The following is a 14372-nucleotide window of genomic DNA, read 5'->3' as shown; positions in this document are numbered from 1 at the left end:
AGCGTTGATACGACGAACGCACTAAAGTCGAGCCCGCCGCGGTCCGGCACCGAGAAGTCGAGCACAGAAAAGAAGGCAGCAGTGTCAGTTGGTCAAGGCCACCCCGAGGGCTCCGAGGAGTTCAGGAAATGGCTGTCGGGGCTCAAACCCGTCACGGGTGCAGATACCATGCTGCGCTTCACCAAGACGCCCGAAGGCTCAATTGACCTGACTCATGCCCATCCCTCGGGACTTGCCCAGCTGATGGCAGGCCGGCGCACCCGGCTCTCCACCCTGATCCGCGACCGCCAGCAGTACGTTGTTGCGGCCAGGGCATCGCGCAACCTGCGCTCCAAGATCTTCGAACTCGCCAACGACCGCGGCATCGACGCGGGGTATTTCTCCGCCGGCACGGTCGTCTGGACGTCCGCCGTCGGTGGTAAGCCGCAACGGATCTCTGCCCCGGTCATGCTCACCGCCGTTTCCCTCACGGTGCGCCCCGGCGAGGACGACTACGAACTGCAGCTGACCGAACAGGCGCAGATCAACCCGGCGCTGGTCCGGCACCTGAAGTCAGTCCACGGGATTGTGTTCGACGTCAACGCGGTGACGCGGATGGCGTACAGCACGGCCCGTTACGACCCGCAGCCTGTTCTGGACCGCCTGGGCACCCTGGTCCAGCCGATTCACGGCGCGGAGGTCGAACACAACCTGCTCGTCTCCACCTTCGCCGACCTCTCCGGCAACCTCGATGATCCGTGGATCAACCAGAACAACCCCATCGTCACCGCGCTGGCACGGTCCGGTTCCGGCGAACTGGTCGACGTGCCGGCGCTGGAACCCGGCCGCTTCCCCAACACCGACGACCGGGAACCCGCCGAGGAGCTTTTGCTGCTGGACGCCGACACGGACCAGCAGTATGTGATCGACGCCGTCCGGGCGGGCGACTCGCTGGTGGTCAGCAGCCCGCCGGGCACCGGCCAGACGCAGACCGTCATCAACACCATCGGCGCCCTCGTGGACGAGGGCAAGTCCGTCCTGGTGGTTGGCGACAGGCGGGCGGGCCTCGCCGAGATCTCCGCGCAGCTGGACGGCCTCGGCCTGGATTCGGTTCTCTTGCAGCTGGCCGGCAATGCCAGCCCGCTGCAGCTCAAGGGCCAGCTGGTCCGGGCGATCGTCCGCAACGAGAAGTCGCTCCAGCCGCAACTGAGTAACCTCCACGCCACGCTGACCGGGCACCGCCACGCCCTGATGGACCATGTGGCCTCCCTGCACAATGTCCGGGCGCGCTGGGGTTGCTCGCCGTATGAGGCTATGCAGTCGCTTGCAGAGCTGACCTCCATCCAGCCGGCGCCGGCGACGACCGTCCGGCTCAAGCGCAGCGTCCTGGACAACATCCGGGACCGCGAGGAGCTCGCCGGCCGGCTCCGCCGCGCTGCCGAGCTCGGCAGCTTCAGCCGCGCGTCGACCACCAGCCCCTGGCACGGCGCGCGCCTGCTCACCCGCAAGGAGACGCAGGAGGCGCAGGGCGTTGCCCAGTCCGTGGCGGAGAAACTGCCGTTGCTGCGTGGGCGCATGGATGCCGTGGCGGAACACGCAGAGATCCGGCTCGGCCGGACCTTTGCCGAATGGGGTGAGCAGATCGAACTTCTCGTGGCTGTCCGCGAAAGCCTGGACAAGTTCACCCCCGACATCTTTGACCGGCCGGTCCACGACCTGATCTCGGCCACGGCGTCCTCCGCCTGGCGCAGGGAACGCGGCATCGAGATGCCGTCCATGCAGCGCTCACGCCTGCGCAGGGTGGCCAAGGAGTACGTCCGGCCCGGCGTGCACATCGCGGACCTGCACAGCTCGCTGGTCCTCGTCCAGGAACAGCGCGCCGCCTGGTCCGGCTACGCCACCACGCAGCGGCACCCGGCCGTGCCGTCCGGGCTGGGCGAAATCACCGGCCTGTACCGGGAGCTCGCAGCGGAACTGGCTGAACTCGGCCAGGCAGTCAAGCACACGGCTGCCGGCGGCGATCTGGACCGCGCACCCTACGACGACCTCCTGCCCCGGGTGCGGCGGCTCGTCGCCGACACCGCGACCCTTGAAACCCTGCCTGAGCGCACGCTGCTGGTCGAGAGCATGCGTGAGCACGGCCTGGGCGAGCTCCTCGCCGACCTTGCCGAGCGCGAGGTCCCGGAGGGATCGGTGACCGCCGAACTCGAGCTGGCCTGGTGGCAGTCGGCCCTGGAAGCCATGATCAGCGGCGATGACTACCTCGCCATGTCCGACGGCGACGCCCTGCGCCAGCTTGAGGCGGAGTACCGTCTCGCGGACAACGCCCATATCGCCAGCGGCGCTGCCCGGCTGCGGTGGAACCTGTCCGAGAGCTGGCGCACGGCCATCGCGGCATACCCGCGCCAGGCCGAGCTGTTGCGCAGCCTGCTCAAGGACGGCCGGGTGACCCTGGCAGCCCTGAGCGGCCAGGCGCAGGAGCTGCTGCCCACACTGGTACCCGTATGGTCCGGCAGCCCCTACCTCATGACGGGTCTGCTGCCGATCGAGCAGACCTTCGATGCCGTCGTGATCCTCGACGCCGAGACGACCTCTTTGCAGGCGGTCCTCCCGGCCATCGCCCGGTCCCGGCAGGTCATCGCCTTCGGCGACGAACAGATCGCCTGCCCCCGGACCTTTACCGTGGGCGTCGAACGGCTCGCCGCGGGGGAGAGCTCCTACCAAAGCGTTGAGAGCTCCTTCCGGGCACTCTCTGCCGTGCTTCCGGTCTGGAACCTGAGGACCGTGTATCGTGCGGTCGATGAAGACCTGGTACGCCAGCTCAGCAAGGGTTTTTACGGCGGGCAACTCACCCGGCTCCCGGAGGGGCAATCCGCCACGGGCCTTGACCGCACCCTCAGCGTGGAGTACCTCCCCGACGGCACGGGCCTGCCCAGCGCTGACCACGACGGCGTCGAATCGGTTGTTGCCGAGGTCAACCGCGCGGTGGAGCTCGTCTTCGAGCACGCCCGACTCCGGCCACGGACCTCGCTGGCCGTGGTGACCGGCAGCCTTCGCCATGCCGCACGGATCGGAGAGGCCATCAGGGCGCAGCTGCCCAACTACCCCACGCTCGGCAGCTTCTTCACGGCCGGGGAGGAATCCTTCCGCGTGGTGGATCTGGAACGCGCCCAGGGCCTGGTTCGTGATCACGTCATCTTTTCCCCGGGCTATGGCCGCACCCCACATGGGCGCACGCTCCACAGCCTCGGGCCGCTTTCCGCCGACGGGGGCCGCGCCAAATTCGCCCTGGCGATGACGCGTGCCCGCCGGTCCCTGCACGTACTCAGTTGCTTCCGCCCCGAAGACCTCGATGTCAGCCGCCTCAGCCACGGCGCCGTGGACTTCTACGAACTCCTGGACCGTGAGATCGCGGGCAATACCGATCTTGGCAGCCCCGCTTCCCGGGCCGCGGCCAGCGAGCAGGCGCTCGGTGCCGATCCGCTCGTGGCCGACCTGGGCGACCGGCTCCGGGCCCGCGGGGCACGCGTGTGGCACCAGTACGACGGTGTCCTGAACATGGTGGCTGCTGCCGACCCGATGACCACGATCGGCCAGGACGATGCGGAGATTCCCCGTCCGGTGGCGATCGAGTCCGATGGCACCGGCCAATACCGGCGGATGAGCGTCCGGGAACGGAGCAGGCTCCGGCCGCAGCTCCTGGAGCGGCTTGGCTGGCGGTACATGCCACTATGGACCATAGAGGTCTTCACCGACCCCTCGGCCTGCGCCGACCGGATTGGCGGCTACCTCGGGTTGGAGAAGCCCGCCGGGGCCAGCCGGTTGCGGACATCGCACGGGTTCTTCGACGACGGCATCGAGCACCTGGCAATCGACGAGACGCGGGCCGCCGAATACCACGTGGCCGCCGAACCCGCGGGACAGGTATTCCGCGGCCACGAAACTGCCGGCCAGGGATTCCGCCGGCAGGCACCAGCAACAGGACTGACAGGCAATACAGGCAGTAAGGAGGCCGGCGGCATGAGCGCGGACGGCGACATCCAAGGCAACACAGACACCACAGGCCCCAACGGGGATTACGCGGCCGGCGCAGCTGAGCCGAAGGCCGCCGGGCCGAAGCCCGATGAATCGACCGGCGACGGCCCGGACCAGGACGCGGCGGAGGAGACGTCCCGCCGTTCGGAGGCACAGGCCGCCGTGCCCGAAGGTGTGCTGCCGAACAAGGCGGCGGAAGACGACCCCCGGCGCTGGGGTGACCAGCCTGATAATTACGATCACGACGCCTGGCTCCAGGAGCAGAAGCCGCCGCACTGGGGCTGAAGTTGCGGACGCCACCGCAGAGCCTGCGGCGCTGCCGGTGTCAACCGGAGCAGACTGTCCGGGCCCCTGGCCCGGCGGTGACGCTACAGCCCGGCGGTGACGCTCCTGGTGCGGCGGGGACGCTACACAGCCCGGTGGTGACGCTCCTAGCCCGGCGGCGCGGCCACCAGCACGAAAAACAGCTTGCCTTGGGTAGACGCGCCCGCGAGTCTTCGTGCCTGGTCGGCGGCCGCTGCCACCACCACCAGCCCGTCAGTCTCCGCGGTGGCGGGCCAGGGGCCGGCCTTGCCGCCGTGCGCGGACGTCCAGAGCACCGGCACGGCTTCGGCCAGGATTTGGCCTTCGCCGGGTTGTTCATTACCGTTGCCGCCGGTGAGCACCACGTTGACGAGCTGCCCGGGGGAGATGAGCTGGATGGAGGCCGGATCCGCCATCCTCAGCGGCACGGCTGCCGAGCCGGGCGGGCTTCCTGCGAGCAGGCCCGGGCCAAGGATCTGGGCGTCGGTGAGGAGCTGGCCCTGGCGCAGCGGTGCGGCGAGCTGCTTTCCCTGGAACGCGGTCTCGCTGCCGGGGCTGCCGGCAGGCACGAGGCCGGGCGGCACGCTGATCCTGCTGACATCACCGGGTTCCAGGGTCTTTCCGGCGGGTAGATCGGCCGCTGCGGCGAAGGCAGCGACCGTGTCGGCGGGCGCGGGAGTCAGCTGCTGAACCGTCAGGCCGGCGGGGATGCAGAACAAGAGGGCCGCGATAAGCCGCCGGTTCCGGTTCAACCAGCCGCGCAGGCGGCGCCGCGATGGCCGGCCACGGGGCGGCCGCCGGCGGGGCTTCGCGGAATCGATCGGGCTCCGGAACGGACGGCCGGCCGGAAACGTGCCGGGAGGAAGGCCGGCGGGGCGGATCCTGGTTCGGGCCCAGCGGCCGGAGCCCGCTACCGGCATTGCGCGGAACGGCATGGACGAAGGCGTGGAAGACCATCTGGACGCGGCCGTGGCAGCCGTCCGGAACGAAGGCGGGGAAACCGCGCTGAGAGTAGGTGCCATGCCGCCACGCTACGGATCAGCGCATAGCGGCGGGAGCCGTGGAACGTCCTATGTGGACAACGGTCGGCGGAACTAACGAACTAAGCAGCCTCAGCGGGGCGTGGCCCAACTGGCTGTCGGCGCCAACCCGGCAGATGCCCTAGCTGGCCGCAGCGGCGGGTGCGGGGGTGGCCGCGGGAGCTGCCGGAGCCGGGGAAACCGTGCTGCCCTTGGCGTCGCGCGAATCGGTCCGGTAGAAGCCCGAGCCCTTGAACACTACGCCGACGCTGTTGAACTTCTTGCGCAGCGTGCCCTGGCACTCGGGGCAGGACGTCAAGGAGTTGTCGCTGAACGACTGCACGATCTCGAAGGCGTGGCTGCAGTCCTTGCAGGCGTATGCATACGTGGGCACTGGAAATCCTCCTCAGGGACAAACGAGCAGGTCCCGTGCTGTCGAGTCGGGATCACCGCCGATATATCTATCGACAGGTTCCGCTTAGCAGTCGCAGGGCCTGAGTGCCAATTCTATCACCTTGGCAGGAACCCGGATCAGCCGAGCAGGGATCGGCCGAGCCGGATGATCCCGCCCGGGGTCAGCGCCGTGTCGACTTTCCGGTCGAACGACTCCGCGGGAATGCTGCCTGCGGGTAGCACCTCGCTGGAATAGACGACGGCGGCCGTCGGCAGCGCCGCGGCGTCGGACGCTTCGCTGGACGCGGACGACATGGCAGCCAGGGAGGCCAGGAACTTGTCGTAGTAGCCGCCGCCTTGTCCGATGCGGTTGCCCGAGAGATCCACGGCGGTGGCCGGCAGGAAGATTGCGGTGGCGTCCCGCATGACTTCGGTGCTGTGGCGCTCTCCGACAGGCTCCTGGATGGGCGCGTACCGGCTGCGGACAAACCCGGACTGCGGAGTCCAATACACCCAGCTGAGCTCGATATCGGGTTCGCAAACCGGCAGCAGCACCCGGTGTCCGGCATCGACCAGGGCCGTCAGCAGCGGCTGCGTGGGCGGTTCGGCGCCCACGCCGAGGTACGCCGCGAAGGTGCCCTGGCCGCCGCGGGCCAGCCCGGAGGCCCACTGGAGCCCATGGCGGGCGATGCCCGCCGCGGCGGCATCCTGCGCGGCCAGCGGGAGCGCGGAACGCGCCGCCCTGTGGCCAGAGCGTATTTCCTCTTTTGACGCCATATTGGCCCGTCCTCTGCCTCTATCGGCCGCGACGCACCGGGGAGGGCCCGGCGGGCGGTTCGAATAATGATTACGCAATGATTGGTCCCTCCGTTAGATTAGTCGTGTGAATACACCCAACGCTTCCGTCCGCAAGGCCGTTATCCCCGCCGCGGGCCTTGGTACCAGGTTTCTTCCGGCCACGAAGGCCATGCCCAAGGAAATGCTGCCTGTCGTTGACAAGCCGGCCATCCAGTACGTCGTCGAGGAGGCCGTGAATGTCGGCCTGAACGACATCCTGATGATCACGGGCCGCAACAAGCGGGCGTTGGAGGACCACTTCGACCGCGTTCCCGCGCTGGAGTCCACGCTGAAGGCGAAGGGCGACACGGCGAAGCTCGAGTCCATTCAGGCCGCCAGCAACCTCGGCGACATCCACTACGTCCGCCAGGGCGATCCCATGGGCCTCGGCCACGCCGTCCTCCGGGCCAAGCAGCACGTCGGGCAGGAGCCGTTCGCCGTCCTCCTGGGCGATGACCTCATCGACGCCCGCGATGAGCTCCTCAGCACCATGATCGACGTCCAGGCCAAGACCGGCGGGTCGGTGGTCGCTCTGATCGAGGTGGACCCGTCCCAGATCAGTGCCTACGGCTGCGCCGACGTCGAGGCAATCGGCGGTGAGGACTACGTCCGCGTCAACCAGCTCGTGGAGAAGCCCGACGCCGAGGACGCCCCGTCCAACCTGGCCGTGATCGGCCGCTATGTTTTGCACCCGGCCGTCTTTGAAGTGCTGGAGCGCACCGCGCCCGGCCGCGGCGGGGAAATCCAGCTCACGGACGCCCTGCAGGAACTCTCGGCCGGCACCGGCGAGGGCTACGGCGTGTATGGCGTCATCTTCCGCGGCCGCCGCTACGACACCGGCGACAAGCTCAGCTACCTCAAGGCCTGCGTCCAGCTCGCCTGCGACAGTGAGGACCTGGGCCCCGGCCTGCGCGAATGGCTACCCGGCTTCGCGGCCAGCCTGGCGCCCAGCCTCGCCAAATAACTCCCGTGGGGGGCAGCTTCACCTGGCCGGTGACCCTGGAGAGTGGCGACATCGTGTTGCGCCCGATCCGGTACCGGGACCGCAAGGAGTGGACAGCGCTCAGGTCCCGTAACTGCGAGTGGCTGGCCCCCTGGGAGGCGTCGAACCCGGTCCCCGGCGGCGGACTGCCGGACTACCGGCAGATGGTTCGCTCGCTCAAGGCCCAGGCCGCGCAGGCCACGGCCCTGCCTTTCGTGATCGCGGAATGGACGCCCGGGCATCAGGCGCCGGTGATCGTGGGGCAGTTGACGGTGTCCTCGATCGTGTGGGGATCGGCCATGATGGCGACCCTTGGCTATTGGGTCGACAAGGAGCGGGCCGGCCGGGGGATCGCCCCGACCRCCGTGGCCATGGCGACGGACTATTGCTTCGGCACCCTTGGCCTGCACCGCATGGAGATCAACATCAGGCCGGAGAACGCGCCGAGCCTGCGCGTGGTGGAGAAACTCGGGTTTCGCGATGAGGGATTCCGGCCCAGGTTCCTGCACATCAACGGTGAATGGGCGGACCACCGGACCTTCGCGCTCACGGCCGAGGAAGTGCCGGAAGGCCTCCTCGCACGGTGGCTGAGAACCCGCCAGTCCTGAAGCCCGTGACAGCCGCCTGACCAGCCACGACGCCCCGACGCCGGCCAGCGGCCGCGGCGCTCGCGACACACCCCTGACAATGCGGGGCAGCACCCCATATACCTCATACGGTTTTGAGTGTGGACTTCCCTCTTAGCAGCTCTGTGATACTTGTCATTGCTGTTGCGCTCTGGATCGTGTGGGTGGCGCCTTACGTTCTCCGGAACGGGCGCCACCAGCTGCAGCCTGCAGGCGAATTCCTGGCGGACGTCATTGACATGGAACCAGCAGATCCACATGCGGGGAAGGTTATGAAAATGGCGGCGCAGCAGGAGAATCCCATGATCAGCACTCAGCGCGCGGAACCGGCCGGTGGCACACCAAGGCCTGGGGCGAGCAAGGCGGCGACGCCTCGAGCGAGCCCGGTTGCTGCGGCGAGCTCCCCGGCGTTCCGGATTCGTTGGGGACGGCTGGTGCTGGCGGTCGCCGGGCTCCTATCCCTCGTCACGGCAGTGGTGTCCGGGGCTCTTCGACTTTTCGGCATCGGTTCAGGCTGGCTGCCGGTGACGGCCCTGCTGGGCGCCGTCGCCGCAGTGGTGCTGCTTCGCCGACTCGCCGTCCGCGACCGCCGGCGGAAGATGAACGCCGCATTCCGTGCAGCAATGGGCAGCCCGGAACGCACCGCTGCGCGGCCGTCCGCGCCCGAACAGACCCCCTCCCTTCCCGCCGGCCGTCCCGGCGCCCGGCCGGAAAGCCCGCTCTTCGACGCCGAAGCGGGCCGCGACACGCCCGAACCAACACCGAAGCCGCTGACCGCACTGGAACTCCGCCAGGCCGCCCTCGCCGAAGCCGTAGCCTCGGGGGATGCCTCGGCGGTTGTGGCAGCCGGCACGGCGGCAGTAGTGGAGGGCACGAGCTGGGAGCCCGTCGAGGTTCCCAAGCCCACCTACGTCGAAGCCGCGAAGGCCGAACGTGCAGCCCCTAAGCCCCTCGACCTCCCTGAGGCGCCGAAGGCCGTCGGGAAACCGTCCCTCAAGCAGGCCTCGGCCCGGCCGGTAGCATCCGATCCGCAGACCGCCGACGATTCCGAGACTAAGCAGCTCAGCAAGGCCCAGAGCGCCTTGAGCAACCTGGATGATGTCCTCCAGCGTCGCCGCGCCTGATCCGGTCCGTCCTTCCGGAGATTTCGCCCCGGGCAGCCAGCGATGGCTGCCCGGGGTTTTTCATTTCCCCGAAACGTCGCCGACCGGCTTCGCTGCGGCAGCCTCGGGCCATCACAAGGATCTGCATCGCCGGAGGAACAGAACAAGTGGGCCGCGAAGTGGTGCGCCTGCCGCTGCCCGGAGCCATGAGCCGCTATCTGCGCGAGGGGCTGAACCTGGTGCCGGACGCGCGACACGGCACCGAGACTTTCCGGGGCTGGCTGGAAAACAGCGCAGATAGTTTGTAGCCTAGGGACACCGGCAACGCCGTTCCGTCAGGACCGGCGTTGCTTCGGGGCTATAGCTCAGTTGGTAGAGCGCTTCGTTCGCATCGAAGAGGTCAGGAGTTCGAATCTCCTTAGCTCCACAGATTTCAGAGGTTTTTGAACCTTTGAGTGCGGGGAAAACATTGCTGGCCGCGGGGTCGTCCCCGCCTGTCCCAAGGCGATGCAATGGTGCGTGGTCATGCCCGCCAACGAGGAGCAACATGATAGCCACAGCGGTGGGGACCCGGCCGGCGTCGAACGTCCGCCTGCACGTGGGTACGCCTGGGCCCGCCGTGGCCGGCGAAACGGCAGCGCTCCTCAACGAATCCCTCGGATCCGGTTTCGTCCGGCCATCGGCTCTGACGGAACTCACCGTCGAGGGCGGGGGAGTCGTCATCCGCGCCCGCAGCCGGAGCCGCGAACTCCTGGGCGCGGCGACCGCCCGTGTCCTGGACCAGGCGTCGCACACCGCGCTGCAGGAGCGCCTGCGCCTCGCCGGGATCGACGCCGGTCTGGCCGGGTGCCGGTCCGGGGAGCTGAAGTCCATCGTCGTCGCGCCCGCAGCCCGGGGGCTGGGCGTCGGTTCAATCATGCTCGCGGCCAGCCTGGACTTTCTGAAGGCCCGCGGCTGCCGCAACGTCGTGTCCGCTTCCTGGGTCTCGGCCAATCCACAGCACTCTTCCCTGCGGATGCTGGAGCGGGCCGGGTTTGGGCAGGTGGCCACTGTCCCCGCCTTCTGGGCGGACGACCAGAAAGCGGCCGGCTACCTCTGCCCCCTGTGCGGCGCGGAGTGCATCTGCGCGGCCGTCATTCTTGTGCTCCCATTCGAGGACAGGCCGCCAGGCCGGTGACAGCAGCCTGGGTACGGCTAGAGCGCTTCGTTCGCGAGGGCCGTGGTGCCGGGAGGTGTCGTGCGGCCTAGGCGCTCGTCGAGTCTGACGCGCAGTCTGGCGGCGGTGACCTGAACCCGGTGCTGCGAGACGGTTGCAGAGTTGGAAACTCTTGCGGAGACGTGCTGCCCGCTGCCTGCATATTCCTCAGCCCCGTTCACGGACTTCCACGCGATGTCCAGGAGTTCGAGCTCCTCGTTCCGGGCCAACTCGCTGCGGGCGAGCACATCCAGTGCTGCCAGCCCCAGGGCTTTGCCGTCCTCGTCCTCATCCAGGGCACGGTCCAGCGCCCATTGGGTCCGTTTCCACCACTCGGCCCGGTCGTCGGCCACGGCCTTCTGGCGCAGTGTCCGCCAGGCCATGAACGCTCCAACGGCTGCCGCTACGAGGACCGCAACAGGGGCAAGCGCGGCAACGATCTGCCACCACTCGGCCGGACCTGAATGGAGGAGGACTTCAATCGGAACCGGAACCGGAGTCGGGGCTGGCGTTGGCGGCATGCGACCAGCCTAAGCCGAGGCCCGGACAGTGGCAGGCGGCGCGGCGGGTGCGGCGTGCTCCGGCGCTCCCGGGCGATCACCGCGGGAGTCGGTAAACGGGCTGCAAAGGTTCGGCCAACAGGCGACCAACCCCGCATGAAACAGGCGGATTCGGCCTGGCGGCTTGTCTACGGTGGACGGATGAAAGCCTCCCTAATGCACCGCAGCGCCCTGTCCGGCGGACTTGTTCTCGCCGTCTGTTCAGCGCTCCTCACTCCCGCCGGCCCCACTCATGCGGACGGCAGCCAGAAAGGTGACACCGGAGCGAGCCAAGGCGCCCACCTCGACCTTGGCCCCACCGACCTGCCCGAAATCCGGACGGTGACCACGCTCGCCCCGGGCGTCACCCGGACAAAGATCAGCCGCGGCGGAGCAGACCCATCACTGTTCTGGACAGCCGAAGTGGCCATACCGTCGGATTCGCCGGATCCTGACGCACCAGCCTCGGCGCTCTCCAGCCAGGCCACCGCGCAGCACATCGCCGACAAGCTCAAAGCGGCCGGAATCGATGCCCGAGTCGAGCATGTCCAGTCCCCGCAGTTGGCCGACGCCGGCGGCGATCTGGGGTATCGGGTCCGCGCCGGTCACCTCGCCGCCAAAGCCGACGGCAACCCGGTTGTCGCGCAGATCAAGGCGGCCGGGTTTGCCTCCTCGGTGATCTATACCGGTTGGGACGGCGACGCCGGCACCAGCACGAAGACCCGCGGGCCGTGGAACCTTGAGGTCATCACCATCGATCCCGGGAACTTCAAGGGTCAGCTCACCGGCTCATTCGGTCCGGACCTGGAAAAACGGGAGACCACCAGCCAGCTGGCTACCGACGCACGCGCCATCGCCGCCGTCAACGCAGGCTACTTCGTCTTCGACCCGGCGGCCGGCGCCGAAGGTGACCCCGCCGGGGCCGGTGTCTACGGCGGCAAGACCCTCAGCGAACCAGTCGCGGACCGCCCGGCCCTGGTCATCGACGGCAAAAAGAACAGCACCGGCATTCAGCGGCTGACCTGGGCCGGCACCGTCTCCTCCGCGTCTGGTGACGCGGATCTGGACGGCATTGACCGGGTTCCTGGCCTGATCCGCAACTGCGGCGGAGCCAACGGCCTGCCCACCCCGCTCGCACTCCATGACGTCACCTGCACGAACGCCAACGAACTCGTGGCCTTCACGCCCGAATTCGGGCCATCCACCCCGGCCGGTCCGGGCCTCGAAGTGGTGGTGGACAATCACGACACCGTCACTTCAGTCGTCGAGACCCGTGGCTCGGCCGTTCCTGCCGGCGGACGGACTATCCAGGCGACCGGGACCGACGTCGCACGGCTCCGGGCAATGGCCACGGTGGGCGGGAAGCTGAAAATTGGTACCGGTCTGCTCGGCCAGGACGGAAAGACCTTCTCCACGGACAAGGACACCACGGTCGTCAACGGCGGTCCGCTGCTGGTCAAGGACGGCAAGGAGGAGGTCACCGCCAAGCGTGACGGCATGGTCCACCCCAATGACGGGAACAGCTTCTACTACGGCTGGGTCCACAAGCGGAACCCGCGGACGTTCGCCGGCACCGATGCCCAGGGGAAAACCATGCTGGTGACCGCCGACGGACGCTCGACCGCCTCACTGGGCCTGAGCCTGAAGGAAGAGGCCGGCGTCGCCGCGTCACTCGGCATGGTCCAGGCGATCAACCTGGACGGTGGCGGTTCAACAACAGCTGTTGCAGGAGGAACCGTCCTGAATATCCCTTCGGGCGGCGCGGAACGTCCCGTCGGTGACGCCCTTCTCGTGCTGCCTACCCGCAAGGATGAGACGGACAAGTAGCGGCCGCACCCGGGGGTCACAGCGAAGCATACAGCCTGCCGAGGGATGTCAGCGGGCCGTTCGTTTGGTAGAGGGCTGACGGGCCCATGGCAGGGTCGCTGGGTTCCCTGGCTTTCCACGCAAACCGTTCGACGAAGGGCATCGCACGCATGCCGGCGACCGCAACCTGCATGAAGTAGGCGATCTCGCGTGTCGTGTACCGGGAGGGGCGTGCCGGCGTTGCCGACCAGTCCGCAACCGCAAATTCGGTAACCCAGACCGGCCTTCCATACCTGTGATGCAAGTACAAAACTTTCGCGAGGAAGCTCTCTGGGTTGGGCGAGCCGTAGGAATGCATCGTCATGAAGTCGACGCGGAGGTTCGCCCGCCGCGCCTTGGCCATGAACTGGTCCAGCCACGGGCTCCTGACACCGACGGTGACCGGAGATCCCAACCGCAGCCCGGTGGACTGAAGATGGGGCCACAACCGGATGGCCTCATCGACAGACATGTTGGCCTGGCCAGGGTGGTCCGGCTCGTTGAAAGCCAGGAGGTGTTTGGTCCTCGTCTGGGGAAGTTGTCTTGCCACGTCGCCAAGGGCGTCCTTTCGGAGCAAGGTATTCGCGCTCCACACCATCGGGACAAAGGCCGGGTTGGTCGTGACGGTGTACGCGGATCCCCAGGAGTAGTACCAGCTGGCGTTGAGACTCCGGATTTGTCTCAGCGCCAGTGCATCATCCCCGCCGTGGGCTGCGCCTTTGAGGGCACGCCGTGTGGAGTTGGCCCGACGGGCAAGGGATGGCGCGGAGGGGGCCGGAACCGGCTCTGGCGGTGTGGCGGCGAAACTCGCCCCGGCCGCAGCCGGGGCAGACAGCATTGCAGTGAGAAATGTCCGGCGATCCATGGATTTCTTCTTTCGAAGCGAAGCGGGCCGATACCAATCCTCAACCGGATGTGACGAAGGTCACGCTACGCCACTCTCTCGGCATTTGGAACAGCCGCAGCGCGCAGCAATACCGGCGACCTCGGGTGCGGGGCAAGACAGCATTCATGAGATGGTGTCAACATGCGTGATCGGCGCCGTGGCCGCGCCGGCGCACCCATCTGCGCGGCAAAAACCAGCACGGCAAACAAGCCGAAATCCAGCGCAGAAATCCATTACAGACAAGGCCACTAACGTTGAAGAACACCCCCGCGATCGTATTTGCCCTGCTGTCTCTTCTGCTGACCGCGGCCTGCTCCGCCTCCCCGAGTCCCGAGCCGTCCGCCGGGAGTCCGTCCGCGGGCCTGCCGGCGTCGCTTCCCAAGCCGGACGCGGCCCAGCAGGAAGCGCTCTTGGCCTCGCTCGCCAAGATCAACCCCCGCCTGCCAGGCGACCAGGCAGTGGACAAGGCCCGCCGCCTGTGTGCCCGCCTGCTGGGGCAATCGACGGCGGACCAGCTCGTCGTTGCCGCAAAGACAGAGTTCAGCGGCGACGTCCCGGCCCTCTCCGACGGGGAGGCCCAGCGGATCCTCTCGGCGATCGGGGCCAACGGGTTCTGCCGCTAGCCTTGTT

The 14372-nt window shown here is 68.0% G+C and carries 13 protein-coding genes and 1 tRNA gene; 9 read left to right on the top strand and 5 right to left on the bottom strand.

The window, feature by feature from the left end:
• Positions 1-81 precede the first annotated feature (81 nt).
• Positions 82-4299 carry an AAA family ATPase gene (locus AC1DZQ_RS16815; protein WP_476964561.1) on the top strand — a complete coding sequence of 1406 codons (4218 nt, stop codon included), beginning with the start codon at positions 82-84 and terminating at the stop codon, positions 4297-4299.
• Positions 4300-4445: 146 nt separating this feature from the next.
• Here AC1DZQ_RS16815 and AC1DZQ_RS16810 read toward each other — a convergent pair whose 3' ends face one another.
• The 3 genes from AC1DZQ_RS16810 to AC1DZQ_RS16800 form a co-directional block, all read right to left on the bottom strand.
• The gene (locus AC1DZQ_RS16810; protein ID WP_476964560.1) at positions 4446-5252 is read right to left on the bottom strand and encodes an RcpC/CpaB family pilus assembly protein; all 807 of its coding nucleotides are present in this window, start codon (positions 5250-5252) and stop codon (positions 4446-4448) included.
• 226 nt (positions 5253-5478) lie between these two features.
• Positions 5479-5730: an FmdB family zinc ribbon protein gene (locus AC1DZQ_RS16805; RefSeq protein WP_018773751.1), complete on the bottom strand. Its 252-nt coding sequence runs from the start codon at positions 5728-5730 to the stop codon at positions 5479-5481.
• A 137-nt stretch (positions 5731-5867) separates the two neighbouring features.
• Positions 5868-6506: a 5-formyltetrahydrofolate cyclo-ligase gene (locus AC1DZQ_RS16800; RefSeq protein ID WP_476964559.1), complete on the bottom strand. Its 639-nt coding sequence runs from the start codon at positions 6504-6506 to the stop codon at positions 5868-5870.
• Between the two features lie 106 nt (positions 6507-6612).
• On the opposite strand from AC1DZQ_RS16800, the gene galU reads away from it, so the two are divergent.
• The 6 genes from galU to AC1DZQ_RS16770 all read left to right on the top strand — a co-directional run bounded on the left by galU (position 6613) and on the right by AC1DZQ_RS16770 (position 10454).
• Positions 6613-7530: a UTP--glucose-1-phosphate uridylyltransferase GalU gene (galU, locus tag AC1DZQ_RS16795; protein ID WP_476964558.1), complete on the top strand. Its 918-nt coding sequence runs from the start codon at positions 6613-6615 to the stop codon at positions 7528-7530.
• Between the two features lie 5 nt (positions 7531-7535).
• Positions 7536-8156 carry a GNAT family N-acetyltransferase gene (locus AC1DZQ_RS16790; protein WP_476964557.1) on the top strand — a complete coding sequence of 207 codons (621 nt, stop codon included), beginning with the start codon at positions 7536-7538 and terminating at the stop codon, positions 8154-8156.
• Between the two features lie 143 nt (positions 8157-8299).
• A complete protein-coding gene (locus tag AC1DZQ_RS16785; protein ID WP_476964628.1) occupies positions 8300-9298 on the top strand; it encodes a hypothetical protein in 999 nt (332 codons plus the stop codon).
• 146 nt (positions 9299-9444) lie between these two features.
• Positions 9445-9585 carry a hypothetical protein gene (locus tag AC1DZQ_RS16780; RefSeq protein WP_476964556.1) on the top strand — a complete coding sequence of 47 codons (141 nt, stop codon included), beginning with the start codon at positions 9445-9447 and terminating at the stop codon, positions 9583-9585.
• Between the two features lie 46 nt (positions 9586-9631).
• Positions 9632-9704 (top strand) — tRNA-Ala (locus AC1DZQ_RS16775).
• A gap of 120 nt (positions 9705-9824) precedes the next feature.
• Complete coding sequence (locus tag AC1DZQ_RS16770; RefSeq protein WP_476964555.1) at positions 9825-10454, top strand: N-acetyltransferase family protein; 630 nt, start codon at positions 9825-9827, stop codon at positions 10452-10454.
• Positions 10455-10471: 17 nt separating this feature from the next.
• Here the strand turns inward: AC1DZQ_RS16770 and AC1DZQ_RS16765 are convergent, their stop codons facing one another.
• Positions 10472-10993, bottom strand: coding sequence for a hypothetical protein (locus AC1DZQ_RS16765; RefSeq protein WP_476964554.1), 522 nt, complete (start codon positions 10991-10993; stop codon positions 10472-10474).
• 180 nt (positions 10994-11173) lie between these two features.
• Between AC1DZQ_RS16765 and AC1DZQ_RS16760 the strand changes: the two genes are divergently transcribed.
• Positions 11174-12838, top strand: a complete 1665-nt coding sequence (locus AC1DZQ_RS16760) for a phosphodiester glycosidase family protein (protein ID WP_476964553.1) — start codon at positions 11174-11176, stop codon at positions 12836-12838.
• Positions 12839-12854: 16 nt separating this feature from the next.
• Here the strand turns inward: AC1DZQ_RS16760 and AC1DZQ_RS16755 are convergent, their stop codons facing one another.
• Positions 12855-13532 (bottom strand): glycosyl hydrolase, encoded by a 678-nt coding sequence (locus AC1DZQ_RS16755; RefSeq protein ID WP_476964627.1) that lies wholly within the window; start codon positions 13530-13532, stop codon positions 12855-12857.
• Between the two features lie 464 nt (positions 13533-13996).
• Here AC1DZQ_RS16755 and AC1DZQ_RS16750 point away from each other — a divergent pair, with 464 nt between their 5' ends.
• Complete coding sequence (locus AC1DZQ_RS16750) at positions 13997-14365, top strand: hypothetical protein (protein ID WP_476964552.1); 369 nt, start codon at positions 13997-13999, stop codon at positions 14363-14365.
• Positions 14366-14372: the final 7 nt, after the last annotated feature.

This window comes from Arthrobacter sp. P1_C12_2 (assembly GCF_056406415.1).
This window is presented reverse-complemented; position numbering and strand designations above follow the sequence as displayed.

Bases quoted from the DNA above. Each gene is read 5' to 3' on its own strand.
- AC1DZQ_RS16770 (WP_476964555.1), top strand. From the start codon at position 9,825: ATGATAGCCACAGCGGTGGGGACCCGGCCGGCGTCGAACGTCCGCCTG.
- AC1DZQ_RS16760 (WP_476964553.1), top strand. From the start codon at position 11,174: ATGAAAGCCTCCCTAATGCACCGCAGCGCCCTGTCCGGCGGACTTGTT.
- AC1DZQ_RS16765 (WP_476964554.1), bottom strand. From the start codon at position 10,993: ATGCCGCCAACGCCAGCCCCGACTCCGGTTCCGGTTCCGATTGAAGTC.
- AC1DZQ_RS16800 (WP_476964559.1), bottom strand. From the start codon at position 6,506: ATGGCGTCAAAAGAGGAAATACGCTCTGGCCACAGGGCGGCGCGTTCC.
- AC1DZQ_RS16810 (WP_476964560.1), bottom strand. From the start codon at position 5,252: ATGCCGTTCCGCGCAATGCCGGTAGCGGGCTCCGGCCGCTGGGCCCGA.